Here is a 12263-nt window from a genome sequence, read left to right as displayed (position 1 = left end):
GCCTAATACAACGGCAATCTCGCCAATAATGACGACCGTTATAACGCTTTGACGGAAACTGCGGGCAATGATCAAGCTGCATGCGGCTGGTATAGTCAGCAAGGCCGATACAAGCAGCGCACCTACAATTTTGATAGAAACACTAATAACTAGAGCAGTAAGCACGCTAATCATAACATTATAAAATTTGACGGGCAAGCCGCTCACTGCAGCCGCGTCCTCATCAAACGTAAGCAGGAATAGCTCCTTTACTTGAAGCCTAATCGCAACAAGAACAATCAGTGTAACGACGCCTATAACGTAAAGATCAGTGGTGCTCAAAGTATAAATGCTTCCAAATAAGTAACTATTCACATTGCTGTTGAATCCTTTGCCCATCGTGAATAATAATGATGCGAGCGCGACTCCGCCTGACATGATAATGGCAATGGACAGCTCTGCATATGATTTATATGCTTTCCGAAGCTTCTCAATAGCAAAAGAGGCAATAATCGCAAACACAAATCCCATAGCAATTGGATACACGCCAATCAAGAAACCTAGCGCTACTCCAGCAATAGACACATGCGATAACGTATCGCCAATCATTGAAAGCCTGCGCAGCACAAGAAATAAGCCGATTAGCGGAGCCGTTACCCCGATTAGAAGTCCGCCAATAAGAGCTCTTTGAAAAAATTCACTAGTTACGATCTCCAACCAAAACAACCTCTTTCCTGCTCTCCATTTGTTCCCGTAGCCCTTTCAAGCTGTGTGCAAGATCATTTTCYACACAATCCTGCGTTTCGTGCGAATGTTTAATATGAAACTTGAGCTTCCCGTTTCCACTGGCTGGCTCTTGTCCTAAATACGAGCGAATCATGTCAAGGTCATGAGAAACCATTAGAAATGTAATGTTATGATGTTGATGCATATGCTTAATCATATGGAAGAAGCTTTCCTGTGTCTCTGTATCTATCCCAACAGTCGGCTCGTCTAGAATAAGCAGCGATGGGTTATTTATAAGCGCTCTTGCAAGAAATACACGCTGCTGCTGGCCGCCCGACAACTGGCCGATGCGTTTATCCTTTATATCCTCGATCCCCATTGCATGCAGAGCATCATCACATTTTTGATAATCCATTTTGCTTATTTTCTTAAACAGCTTGCTTCGCCCATAAAGGCCTGACAAGACGACCTCCCGAACGGTGGCTGGGAACAACGGATTTAATGTGTTTTTCTGTGGGACGTATCCAATGCGCTCCCACTGCTTAAATTTGTCTACTTTCTCACCAAACAAACGGATCGTTCCGCTCGTTGGCTTTATCAATCCAACGATCATGCGCAGCAGCGTCGTTTTTCCAGCGCCATTCGTGCCGATTAATCCGATAAAGTCCCGTTCCTTCACCGCGAAGCTTAGCTTTGATATAACCGTCTGCTGTTGATAAGAGAAGGAGACGTCCTCCAATGAAATAACCTCTTGGTGGCAGCTTGCATCCGCATTTGTCATTCGATTTGATTGCGCCATAATTTATCTCCTCACAGCAATGCGGAGCATATTTCAGCTCCGCAGGTTTGCCTTTTGCTCTATTGTAATGCTTGCACAAGATTTTGCAAGTTTCGTTCCATTAGGGTTAAGTATGTGTCTCCCGCTTTTTCTTGATCCGGCGTTAGGCCTTCGAGCGGATTAAGCACCATTGTCTCAACGTCCGCTTCGCCTGCAAGCGTTTTGGCAAGTTGATCTGAAACTAATTCTTCGAAAAAGATATATTTTACATCGTTTGCTTTAACAAACTTCGCAATTTTGAGCAAATCCTGTGCACGCGGCTCAGCGTCAGGGCTAAGTCCCATGATTGAAATTTGCTTCAATCCGTAATCACGAGCTAAGTAACCAAACGCTTGATGCGAGGTAACGATGTTTTTGTTCGATGTTTGTGCAAGCTTTGCCGTGTAATCCGCATCGATTGCTTCGAGCTTTCCTTTTAGTGCCTCATAGTTTTTCTCATAATCTGCTTGGTTTGCGCTATCAGCTTCAATTAAGCTGTTTTTCACATTCTCAGCTAATGTAAGGGCTGATTTTGGACTAACCCAAGTGTGCGGGTCCAAGCCGCCATGTTCATGCGATTCTTCATCAGCATGTTCTTCTTCATGTTCATCTTCATTTCCCTCAATTAATGGAATGCCTTTGCTGATTTCTTTGGTCACGACTTTGCTGTCTTTGGACAGGCCTTTCAGAAATCCGTCAACCCAGCCTTCTAGTCCCGCTCCATGGTACAGAAACAGCTGCGCCTTCGACGCCGTATCAAGATCGCGGCTCTTTGGTGTCCAATCATGCGGCTCTACGCCTGAAGCTACTAGATTAACCGCTTTGACATGATCTCCGCCAATTTCCGAAGCTAGAAAATATAATGGATAGAAGCTGGTAACGACACTAACTTGTTTCCCCTCTGCTTGACCAGTTCCCGTGCTGCCGTTCGCTGGTTGGTTTGATGAGCCTGAATGATTCGTATTATTGCCGCAAGCCGCTGCAAAAAGCAGCATAGCTGATAAAAGAAAACTAAGCGCCATAGGTCTTGTCAATAATTTCAGTCTATTCATTTTGATTTCTCTCCATTCATCTTTCTCTCTTGTTCGTAATCGTTATGATTACGTTTTGTATTATACGATGACGTGAAATAGACTGTCAACCTTATTTCTTAGCAAAAGCTAGCAGAAGTTTCTTACCCATCATGACTCACAGCTACAATTTAATCATATAGATTATCTTTATTGACCAAAATGATATGAATTATGATTGATGCTATTTTTGAAGAGCAGCAAAACATAAAGGCACCCCAGAAGTTAAACACTTCAGGGGTGCCTCCGTATTTGAACAAATGAATTTACTTCACTACAGCGCCGTTTGGCATATTGTCAGGAACCGTTGCAAGTGTAAGCTGATCGCCATGTGATGCTGCAAGAATCATTCCTTGCGACATTTCGCCGCGCAGCTTAACCGGCTTCAAGTTTGTAACGCAAATAACTTTCCGTCCAACCATTTGCTCCGGAGTGTAAAACTTAGCAATGCCGGAAACAACCTGGCGCTGCTCATACCCAAGATCCAATTTAAGCTTCAGCAGTTTATCTGCTTTGAGAACTGGCTCTGCAGAAATAACCTGAGCTACGCGAAGCTCTACCTTTGCAAAGTCATCAATTGCAATTTCATCCTTGCTCTCAGGTGCAGCCTGTGGTGCTTCATCCGCTGCCTTCGCAGCATTTGGCTGCTCAGCTGGCTGCTCAGACTGTGTACCGCCGCTCATTGCTGCTGCGATAAAAGCAGACTCCTCTGCCGTATCGAGGCGTGGGAACAATGGTGTGCCCTTGCTTACTCTCGTTCCACCCGGCAGCGAACCGAATTGCTTTGTGCTCTCCCATGAAGTTAGTTCACCCTGCTCAAGCCCAAGCTGCTTCCACATTTCCCTTGGAGAATGCGTCAAGAACGGCTGCAGCAGAATCGATACGATTCGCAGCGATTCCGCCAAATGATGCATAACCGATGCTAGCTGTCCATTTTTGGACTCATCTTTAGCAAGCGTCCATGGCTGTGTCTCGTCGATATATTTGTTTGTGCGGCTTACAAGCTGCCAAAGGGATGACAGCGCAACGGAAAACTCCATATTTTCAAGCGCTGACTCTACCTGAACGATCGTTTCACTCGCAAGCTTCTGCAACGATTCATCAAAATCGGTTACGCTGCCTGCAAATGGCGGGATTACACCGTCAAAGTATTTATCGATCATCGCTATCGTTCGGTTAAGCAGATTACCAAGATCGTTCGCCAAATCGAAGTTGATTCGTTCAACGAAATTTTCAGGCGTAAATGTTCCGTCTGCGCCAAACGGCACTTCGCGGAGCAAATAATAACGAAGCGCGTCCAGTCCGTAACGATCGATCAGCATAACTGGATCGACAACATTGCCTTTGGATTTTGACATTTTGCCATCCTTCATCAGAAGCCAGCCATGTGCAAACACCTTCTTAGGCAGCGGCAAATCGAGCGCCATCAGCATGATTGGCCAATAAATCGTATGGAATCGAACAATTTCCTTTCCGACCAAATGTACGTCAGCCGGCCAGAAATCACGATATTTCTGATCATCGCCTTCATTTCCGTAGCCTAATGCCGTGATATAGTTGGAAAGCGCATCAATCCACACGTAAATGACATGTTTAGCGTCTCCAGGCACTTTAATACCCCAATCAAACGTTGTACGCGATACAGCCAAATCCTCAAGGCCCGGCTTAATGAAGTTGTTGATCATCTCATTCTTGCGTGATTCCGGTTGAATGAAATCTGGATTGTCTTCATAATATTTCAGCAAACGATCAGCATAATTGCTCATGCGGAAGAAGTAGCTTTCTTCTTTTACAAGCTCAACCGCACGTCCGCAGTCTGGGCATTTGCCGTCAACCAGCTGACGCTCGAGGAAAAACGACTCACAAGGCGTACAGTACCAGCCTTCATACGTGCCTTTATAAATATCGTCCTGCTTGAGCAGCTGAGCAAAAATTTTCTCAACAACAACCTTATGACGCTCTTCCGTCGTACGAATGAAATCATCATTGGAGATTTCCAGCTTCGCCCACAGATCTTTAATGCCTACAACGATATCATCAACAAATTGCTGCGGGGTTTGGTCCTTTTCCTTTGCTTTGCGTTCAATCTTCTGTCCATGCTCATCTGTACCCGTCAGATACCATACATCATAGCCGCGCAGACGTTTATAACGTGCCATTGCGTCACCAGCCACCGTCGTGTAGGCATGTCCAATGTGGAGCTTATCGCTCGGATAATAAATCGGTGTTGTAATATAAAACGTATTTTTTTTCGTCATTTTTACTCCTCCTATTGCATTAGTCTAAAAAAACGCAAAAAACTCCCGTCCATCATGGGACGAGAGTTTGAACTCACGCGGTACCACCCAAATTTCAATCCGGAAATGAGCGGTTAAACCGTCACTTCAAGAAAGCTTCGTGTGCCGCCTGCATGGCGGCTTGCGCCGTTAACGCCAGCTTCGCGTCGCTCCCTTACCCAGCGCTGCCGCTGAAGCTCGAAAGCGAATCCTCCCGGACCATTTTCCAATGGAGTCCCTTACCGGCTTGCACCATGTTTCCCGGCTCTCTGAAAAGGTTCTGCTATTGTACTTATCCATTCCTCGGACATATAAATAAAACCAAAACTTATTTTACCACTTATAAATCAAAATATACCCAAATAGAGCCCTCTCTGTCAAGGAGCATCTAGGTTGCTGTCTTTTGCAGGCGGAACGGGATCATAACCACCAGCATTAAAGGGATGGCACCTGGCAATTCGCTTCATAGCAAGCCAAGAGCCCTTAGCCGCTCCATGCTTCTCGATCGCTTCGAGCGCATACATCGAACAGGTCGGATAGAAACGGCATGATGGCGGGGTTAAAGGTGAAATCACTTTGCGATAAAAGAGGATCGGAGCTTGAGTCACTCTTCGCATTACCCGTTTCTCTGGCATTAGGCCTCGCTAACTGCTGACTCGTCTTGTATGCAGTCTTTGCAATATCCGAACACTTCGAATTTGTGTTTCACAACTCGGAAATCTTCAGGAACATTCGTTTGCTCCATTGGGCAGAAAGTAATGGGATACGTCATCCCGCACTGCAGGCAAATCATATGATGATGATGTTCATTCTCTCTGCAATGCAGCTTGAACTTACCGCCATCCTCAAAAATAACCTGCTCCAGCACACCGAGCTCTTCCATCACTCGCAAATTGCGGTATACGGTATCAAAGCTTAATCCCGTATACGATTTCCCCATATATTCATAGACTTCCTTCGGAGCCAAATAACCCTGTGTCTCAGAAAAAAGCTTTGCGAGCGTTTTCCTTTGATCCGTTATTCTCAATCCTTGACTAGACATGCGTCGTATAATGTCTTCCATCGTATGCATATGTCGAACCTCCGGACTAAAAATTGTATATCTCCGGCTAAAGCCGCCTATGGAGGCTTAGCATTCGTTACGCGGAGAATTATAAGTCCATTATAAGCAATAAAACTTATAAAGTCTTATATTTAAAAAAAGCTCTCGTCAATGAGAGCCTCAGTTTAACCATTTAATCTCATGTTGATCATAAAACTAGCTGACATCGCTACAAATAACAAGATACTAATAATGCCAACCAGCTTTCGCCTAGTATTGAGCTTATTAATTAACGCGGAATCATTGGAGAGCCGTTTCGATTCCGAGTACGAACGATGCATAAACATATAACTGATAATGGAAACGACGAACAGCATGTTAATAAAAAACCATATAATTGTCCAGGTCAAGCCCTTACCTCCGGTCGTGATCAGCTATAAAAAATTATAGATACCACTTATTTAATATGTACATGAAGACTACAAAACTCACGACCGCTCCTGCAAAACTAAACCAGCCTGTACGAAATTTTTGCTGAAACATCCGCAGGATACCAAAGCTCAGCAAACCGAAAATAAGCATTAAAAAAACGATTCCAAGTATGAATAACGAAGCAGAAACACTGCTTACATCGACTAAGGACACTGAACACACTCCCTTTTTACTAATATGTACATGTTCAATAGACATTATAAGGGATAGCGAAGCCTTTAGCCAGCTGTAATACCTGTCGATTTCGTGACAAAAAGAGCACATCTCATCTAGATTTGTGCCCTTCCTGTTCCTCCATACGTTAACTACCAACGAATTATCGCTTCATGATAGGTACGATTGGTTGGCCTCTTCTGAAGCTTCACGTGCATAAAATTGTCTTTCACTAATGTTTTGCACACCTTAGGCTTCACAAACTTAGGCAGCTTGATCGTCTCCGGCTTACCGCTCGGCAGTCCATCCAGGCGCAGCCGGTCTTCCCTTACGAACAACCGAAGCTGCTCTTTATCAAAGCCTTCCGGCAATGTAATCTTCACATTCAAAAAATGACGCGTCTCGGAAAAGGCTGCTGAGCCTCCTCCAATCATAACACCAGCCGCTTCGGGCAGTGCTTTGGTCATCATTTTACGCACATATTGCTCTACCCAAGCCGGTTCGCGCAGCAGCTCAAAGCCTTTTGGCATCTGCTGCTTCTCCATCCACCGTTCCATATCATCCCATTTAGATGCCACAGCAAACACCCGCCTTCCAGCACTTCTACCAGCATATGCGCCTTGAGGGTTTCAGGATACTTTCTGGATAGTAACCTCTGGGCGAATGCCGCATAAGCTATACCATAAACATTCCATTTATCAAAAATCATCTATACAAAGGGAGGATGCTCATGCCAGCTGTCGTAGGTTTTGTCAAAATTGTTAGCGTTGGCTCCGGCTCCATTATTCAATTTGGAGACGCCCTGGAAGTGTCGCCAAATAGCACTTCCAAGACGTATGCAGGATCAGGATCATTCCTAACAGGAAGCTTAACAAACTCAAATAACGCTGTCAGCGCAACAAACACCCTTGATCCGGATGTGCAAGATAGCTCGAATAATGATGTGAGTGCAATATGAGCCTGACCATTCATCAGCAAATTACAATTCATCAGCTACGTGTCGACAGCGTATCGAACAGCTCCGTCCTGCAGGTCGGCAGTGCCGGATCCATACGTTCATTGTCACAGCTCTATAATTCGGGCGGGTTCACTGAGCCTGCTCCAGAGTTATCCTCAGATAATCCGCTTTCCTTCGTCCCACTGCCTAACCCTACTTAAGCGGAAATTAGAACTCATTACGAGTAGGAGGYGCAAGTCTCATGCAGCAAAACAATCCACTTTCCCCGTGGCAAATATGGTCACTTGAAGTACAAAATAAGCTTAACGAGCATTGTGAGCGGCTGGATGCACTAGAAGCAAAGGTCAACGCATTATGTGAACAAGTAAAGCAGCTCGAAGCGCGCCCTACTTACCATATAGACGGCATTCAATATCATTTTGATCAATTGAAAGTTGAGAAGCTGGACGGCACACTGAATATTGGGATGACCGCGCCAGGCATCGGAGATGATTCTATCCCTGGAAGCATTGAACAGATGACCGTATCAAATACGCCCGCTTTCCCAGCGGCTACCTCACCTGCACCGCCGCAAAATGGGCTATACAATGATATTTATGCTGGGATGACTCGCTATTTGGATATGGAAGCTCAGCAAAAGCTGCTTTCCTACGAAAACGAGCTCCAAATTCCACTAGATCCTTATCATCGGCAAATTATTATAAATGATGTCCGCAAACAAGTGCCTGCCCGCATTCAGTACTATATGCAAAAAACAGATCGAGGCAGCGATGCTCAATCAGCCGCGATTGATAACAATGCGGTCACGGCTACCGTACTGTCCAAAACAAAAAGGGACGCCGACGCTGCATTGCTCGCCTATATGCGAGAGCTGCAAAACAACTCCCCATCTACCGGAGGAATGTCATAATGCTGTATTTTAAAGTTGTTAATCATCTGCTTAGTGTTGGTCAAATTGAAGTGCTCGGCGTATCCAGTGCATCGATGCTGCAAGTTGGGGACACCGATAACGTAAATTTATATTCGATGTTCGATACACCGCCTGAATCTGTCATCGTTGGACCGATTGCTCCGTTTCCGCTTCCGGAAGAAGAGTCTAGCGGCGCTTTCGGGGGAAGCTAGGTGGTATCATGAATCGAATCAATGATCAATCTATCAATACCTTTCATGTTCGAACCGCAACTGTTGGGTTCTTGCGTATAATAACCGTTGGTCAGGCAGGTATTGTACAGCTTGGTGATCGCGCTGTGACGAGTGCCAAGCTTCGAGCGCTAGCGGTGCAGAGGAAAGAAGATCATCTGACTTCAGGCGAAGTTTTTTTTGAATCCTATAAGATTTTTTCACGCCCGCTGCCGGTTATCAATGATCCGGAATTTGATTATTCTGGTGGTATTGAGCTGTTTCGAACCAATTGTGCGCCGAATATTACAGTCGGATACATACAAGTCATTGCATCCGGCTCAGCAGCGAGCATTCAGATCGGCAATGGAGTGACTCTGAACGGAGAATCACGAATCAAGCATATTCGGCAGTACCCTCGTCAAAATTCCGCTCTCTCTCAAGGTTGAGCAAATAAAGTCCGCTAAGGCACTGTATGCCTGCGGACTTTTTCTTGTCTTTTTTTATGCCAAATGAAAAATATGCACGAGCAGCAATCCGAGCCCAGCTAGCAGCACAGAGCCAATGAATCCCGCAATAAACGGTTTTTTTCCAAGCTTCTTAAATACGACAAAATCGACGCCGAGACCAAGTCCTGCCATTGCCATTGCAATTAGAAAATGAGCGGCGACAATCAGATTCGCAGTAGCTGCGGCAGGAATTATGCCTAACGTATTAACTCCGCTCATGGCAAGAAATCCAACGATAAACCATGGAATCGGCAATTGCTTTAAGCTCATTTTTTGTGCTTTATTGCTTTTACGGCCATTCCAAATTCCAATAATAATCGCGACTGGGACAAGCAGCGCAACACGAGTCATCTTTACAATAACAGCCAAATCAATCGCTTCTTGTCCTCCAGGAGCCGCTGCAGCAATAACATGAGCAATCTCATGCAGCGTTGCACCCGAGAAGATGCCATAACCTGCGTTGCTTAAATCAAGCACGGGGTACAATACGGTATAGGCTAGCGTAAATAACGTTCCTAAAATAGCAACCGTTGTCGCACTCACAGCCGTTTCATTTGGACTTGCCTTCAATTGTGGAGCTATTGCTACAACAGCTGCTGCACCGCAAATAGCTGTACCGCAGGCTGTGAGAAGGCCTAAATTTTTATCTATTTTCATCCATTTGCTTATTCCATACACAACAAATATCGTAAATACAATGTTAATAACGGCAAGCACAAATACCTTTGGCCCTGCATGTAAAATATCATATAAATTCAGGCGAAGCCCCAGCAAAATAATTCCGAATCGCAGCAGTTTTTTGCTTGAAAACGTTATGCCGCTCGTCGCTTGCACTGGCAAGCCTATCCATGCACGACACGCTATCCCTAATAAAATAGCGACAACCAGTTGACCCATAACGTTAAAAAAAGGAAGCATCGCGATTCCTTTCGCTGCTATCGCAATACCCATCGTATACGCTAATCCTTGTATAAAACCAAAACCATTATTCGAATGACGAATAAAAACATTTTTTATAATCATCGATTTCACCTCTGCATCTTGTGTTTAGCAAGTGTTCCCGTTGCATTCACTATAAGGCTCGGAGCAAACAAAGTGAAATACCTATTCCCTATCCTTATCATCAGGAATCCTAATGATTGAATTGCCATTCTTTCGCTTTATCCTTATAATCACGTTATATTCAAGAAAATCGTAATCAATAATGAGGGATAATGATGATCATTGAGGCGCTTCGAGTATTCGTTACCGTAACGGAGCAAAGTCATTTTTCAAGAGCTGCAGATCTATTGAATATTTCTCAGCCAGGGGTAAGCCTGCATATTCGAAATTTAGAAAATGAACTTGGAGCGAAGCTGCTGCATCGCTCTCCTAAGCAGGTTCGGCTTACCGAAGCTGGTGACATTATGTACCAGCGGGCGAAGCAAATTTTATCTTTATATGAGGAAGCGAAGCAGGACATACAGCTTTTACAGGATAAAGTGACGGGCAGCTTGCAGATTGGAGCCAGTTTTACGATTGGTGAATATGTTCTCCCAAGCCGGCTTGCTGAATTTGCTGTTCAATATCCGCTTGTTACTATACAAACAACAATCGGGAATACGGAGGAAATTGTTCAAGCAGTACGATCCAACGAACTCGATATTGGTCTCATTGAAGGCGATGCAAGCGCGTCAGATTTAGTCGTTACGCCTTACATGAAAGATGAAATGATTCTGATCGCTCCTTCTACACATCCGCTCGCAGCGGAGCGCTTCATTGATGCCGAAATGCTGCAAAACCAAGTATGGGTACTGAGAGAAGTCGGCTCTGGAACTCGCGCTTTTAGCGACCAGTTCATACGTGATGCGCAAATAACCCAAAAACGCTCTTACATTTTTAATAGCAGCCAAAGTGTCAAACAATCTGTTGTATCCGGTTTAGGAATAGCGATGCTGTCGCGCTGGGTCGTAAAGAAGGAATTAGAATCGGGAGAATTGATTCAGCTTCGGTTGAGCAAGCAGCGTTTTGAACGTGATTTTTCTATTATCCAACATAAGGATGGAGCAGCTACAATGGCTGTATCCATGCTGCTCCAACGGCTTCTAACCCTTAATGAATAAACAGTATGAACAAGCCGTCTATTCCTATTAGGCGATCCTCGACTGTGCTTGCTGATTAGCGCATATATATTAAGCAACGACAGTTGCAAAGGATGATTGCGCCACATGGATATGAAACGAATCCGCGCAAGGATAGATGCAATGACGGAAGAGCTTATTCACCAGCAGTCGCAGGACGGCGCATGGCGGATGTGCTTCGATTCTGGGACGATGACGGATAGTTATTTAATCATTTTGCTGCGCCTGCTAGGCAGAGCAGATGAGCGCTTGATTCACATGCTTGCTGCTCGAATTGCCTCAAAACAAGAGGAAAACGGAGCCTGGAAGGTTTATCCAGATGAGTCTGAAGGCAATTTGGATGCAACGTCTGAGGCTTATTTTGCACTGCTTTTTGCAGGTTACTACTATGAAGCTGATCCGCGTATGGTAAGAGCTAAGCAATTTATTCTGAAGCGCGGCGGTTTATCCGAGGTTAGATCCTTGCTCACGCAGGTGATCTTTGCCGCAACGGGCCAAGCAGAATGGCCTCGTATGCTGCGCATTCCGCTGGAAGCTTTTTTCTCCGATCTCGGAATCGGACTTGATCTATTCTCCCTCTCTGGTCATGCGCGTGTCCACCTTGTACCGACTATCATTATGGCAAACAAACAATTTGTCCGCAAAACGAGTACAATGCCCGAGCTTTATCAACTATTTGTTAACGACTCGCGCAAATTTTCGAATGATACGACCTGGATATCTGCGCTGAATGAATTTATATCCAGCTTGCCTTTATCCAGTCTGCTTCCACCCAGCTCCTCAACGTCGTATGAGAAGGCTGAAGCCTTTATGTTCGAGAGACTTGAGCCCAATGGAACGCTTCTAACCTTCTCTACTGCAACGATTTTGATGATTTTATCTTTGCTTTCGCTGGGCTACTCCACGGATTCACCCGCCGTAAATCGATTATTGGCAGGTATACTTTCAGTCATGTGTGTCGACAGGCCTCATCTTCAAGTCGCATCTGCTGAAGTCTGGGAC

Annotated in this window: 16 protein-coding genes and 1 pseudogene; 7 read left to right on the top strand and 10 right to left on the bottom strand. The window is 45.0% G+C overall.

Annotated features, from left to right (window positions below):
• From AB4Z17_RS27280 to AB4Z17_RS27240, 9 genes are all read right to left on the bottom strand, one after another.
• The coding region (locus AB4Z17_RS27280; RefSeq protein WP_441963275.1) for a metal ABC transporter permease at positions 1-696 on the bottom strand (696 nt) is incomplete at its 3' end.
• Positions 680-1486 carry a metal ABC transporter ATP-binding protein gene (locus tag AB4Z17_RS27275; protein WP_441910508.1) on the bottom strand — a complete coding sequence of 269 codons (807 nt, stop codon included), beginning with the start codon at positions 1484-1486 and terminating at the stop codon, positions 680-682. The genes AB4Z17_RS27280 and AB4Z17_RS27275, both read right to left, overlap by 17 nt.
• Before the next feature lie 77 nt (positions 1487-1563).
• A complete protein-coding gene (locus tag AB4Z17_RS27270; protein WP_441963273.1) occupies positions 1564-2574 on the bottom strand; it encodes a metal ABC transporter solute-binding protein, Zn/Mn family in 1011 nt (336 codons plus the stop codon).
• A gap of 284 nt (positions 2575-2858) precedes the next feature.
• Positions 2859-4850, bottom strand: a complete 1992-nt coding sequence (gene metG / locus AB4Z17_RS27265; protein WP_441963271.1) for a methionine--tRNA ligase — start codon at positions 4848-4850, stop codon at positions 2859-2861.
• Between the two features lie 113 nt (positions 4851-4963).
• On the bottom strand, positions 4964-5098 hold the full coding sequence (locus AB4Z17_RS27260) for a hypothetical protein (RefSeq protein WP_441910415.1): 135 nt from the start codon (positions 5096-5098) through the stop codon (positions 4964-4966).
• 147 nt (positions 5099-5245) lie between these two features.
• Positions 5246-5503, bottom strand: coding sequence for a membrane protein insertion efficiency factor YidD (gene yidD / locus AB4Z17_RS27255; RefSeq protein ID WP_441963269.1), 258 nt, complete (start codon positions 5501-5503; stop codon positions 5246-5248).
• Complete coding sequence (locus AB4Z17_RS27250) at positions 5503-5940, bottom strand: Fur family transcriptional regulator (protein WP_441910417.1); 438 nt, start codon at positions 5938-5940, stop codon at positions 5503-5505. Before AB4Z17_RS27250 ends, yidD begins: the two co-directional genes overlap by 1 nt.
• Before the next feature lie 155 nt (positions 5941-6095).
• A complete protein-coding gene (locus AB4Z17_RS27245) occupies positions 6096-6320 on the bottom strand; it encodes a hypothetical protein (protein ID WP_076266930.1) in 225 nt (74 codons plus the stop codon).
• A 387-nt stretch (positions 6321-6707) separates the two neighbouring features.
• Positions 6708-7133, bottom strand: a complete 426-nt coding sequence (locus tag AB4Z17_RS27240; protein ID WP_076266928.1) for an Hsp20/alpha crystallin family protein — start codon at positions 7131-7133, stop codon at positions 6708-6710.
• Positions 7134-7285: 152 nt separating this feature from the next.
• On the opposite strand from AB4Z17_RS27240, the gene AB4Z17_RS27235 reads away from it, so the two are divergent.
• From AB4Z17_RS27235 to AB4Z17_RS27215, 5 genes are read left to right on the top strand one after another with little or no spacing between them, the layout of a single operon-like run.
• Entirely contained in the window at positions 7286-7513 is a 228-nt protein-coding gene (locus AB4Z17_RS27235) for a spore germination protein (RefSeq protein WP_054024261.1), read from the top strand.
• Positions 7510-7713, top strand: a complete 204-nt coding sequence (locus AB4Z17_RS27230; RefSeq protein ID WP_076266927.1) for a spore germination protein GerPB — start codon at positions 7510-7512, stop codon at positions 7711-7713. Before AB4Z17_RS27235 ends, AB4Z17_RS27230 begins: the two co-directional genes overlap by 4 nt.
• Positions 7714-7754: 41 nt before the next feature.
• On the top strand, positions 7755-8423 hold the full coding sequence (gene gerPC / locus AB4Z17_RS27225) for a spore germination protein GerPC (protein WP_441910418.1): 669 nt from the start codon (positions 7755-7757) through the stop codon (positions 8421-8423).
• Positions 8423-8635 (top strand): spore gernimation protein GerPD, encoded by a 213-nt coding sequence (locus AB4Z17_RS27220; RefSeq protein ID WP_441910419.1) that lies wholly within the window; start codon positions 8423-8425, stop codon positions 8633-8635. Before gerPC ends, AB4Z17_RS27220 begins: the two co-directional genes overlap by 1 nt.
• A gap of 8 nt (positions 8636-8643) precedes the next feature.
• The gene (locus AB4Z17_RS27215; protein WP_441963267.1) at positions 8644-9081 is read left to right on the top strand and encodes a spore germination protein GerPE; all 438 of its coding nucleotides are present in this window, start codon (positions 8644-8646) and stop codon (positions 9079-9081) included.
• Between the two features lie 54 nt (positions 9082-9135).
• Here AB4Z17_RS27215 and AB4Z17_RS27210 read toward each other — a convergent pair whose 3' ends face one another.
• Positions 9136-10158, bottom strand: coding sequence for a YeiH family protein (locus tag AB4Z17_RS27210; protein WP_441963279.1), 1023 nt, complete (start codon positions 10156-10158; stop codon positions 9136-9138).
• A gap of 200 nt (positions 10159-10358) precedes the next feature.
• On the opposite strand from AB4Z17_RS27210, the gene AB4Z17_RS27205 reads away from it, so the two are divergent.
• Both AB4Z17_RS27205 and AB4Z17_RS27200 read left to right on the top strand, forming a co-directional pair.
• Positions 10359-11243 carry a LysR substrate-binding domain-containing protein gene (locus AB4Z17_RS27205; RefSeq protein ID WP_441963277.1) on the top strand — a complete coding sequence of 295 codons (885 nt, stop codon included), beginning with the start codon at positions 10359-10361 and terminating at the stop codon, positions 11241-11243.
• Between the two features lie 105 nt (positions 11244-11348).
• Positions 11349-12263 (top strand): annotated as a pseudogene (locus AB4Z17_RS27200) (squalene cyclase); the annotation flags it as partial.

Source organism: Paenibacillus sp. TAF43_2 (genome assembly GCF_052113545.1).
Lineage (GTDB): Bacteria > Bacillota > Bacilli > Paenibacillales > Paenibacillaceae > Pristimantibacillus.
The sequence above is the reverse complement of the archived record's forward strand: the minus strand, read 5'-3'. Positions and strand labels throughout refer to the sequence as shown.

What these genes read in the sequence shown, in the direction of transcription:
- AB4Z17_RS27250 (WP_441910417.1), bottom strand. Translation starts at nt 5,940, where the DNA reads ATGCATACGATGGAAGACATTATACGACGCATGTCTAGTCAAGGATTG.
- yidD (WP_441963269.1), bottom strand. Translation starts at nt 5,503, where the DNA reads ATGCCAGAGAAACGGGTAATGCGAAGAGTGACTCAAGCTCCGATCCTC.
- AB4Z17_RS27205 (WP_441963277.1), top strand. Translation starts at nt 10,359, where the DNA reads ATGATCATTGAGGCGCTTCGAGTATTCGTTACCGTAACGGAGCAAAGT.
- gerPC (WP_441910418.1), top strand. Translation starts at nt 7,755, where the DNA reads ATGCAGCAAAACAATCCACTTTCCCCGTGGCAAATATGGTCACTTGAA.
- AB4Z17_RS27270 (WP_441963273.1), bottom strand. Translation starts at nt 2,574, where the DNA reads ATGAATAGACTGAAATTATTGACAAGACCTATGGCGCTTAGTTTTCTT.
- AB4Z17_RS27230 (WP_076266927.1), top strand. Translation starts at nt 7,510, where the DNA reads ATGAGCCTGACCATTCATCAGCAAATTACAATTCATCAGCTACGTGTC.
- AB4Z17_RS27235 (WP_054024261.1), top strand. Translation starts at nt 7,286, where the DNA reads ATGCCAGCTGTCGTAGGTTTTGTCAAAATTGTTAGCGTTGGCTCCGGC.
- AB4Z17_RS27215 (WP_441963267.1), top strand. Translation starts at nt 8,644, where the DNA reads ATGAATCGAATCAATGATCAATCTATCAATACCTTTCATGTTCGAACC.
- AB4Z17_RS27220 (WP_441910419.1), top strand. Translation starts at nt 8,423, where the DNA reads ATGCTGTATTTTAAAGTTGTTAATCATCTGCTTAGTGTTGGTCAAATT.
- metG (WP_441963271.1), bottom strand. Translation starts at nt 4,850, where the DNA reads ATGACGAAAAAAAATACGTTTTATATTACAACACCGATTTATTATCCG.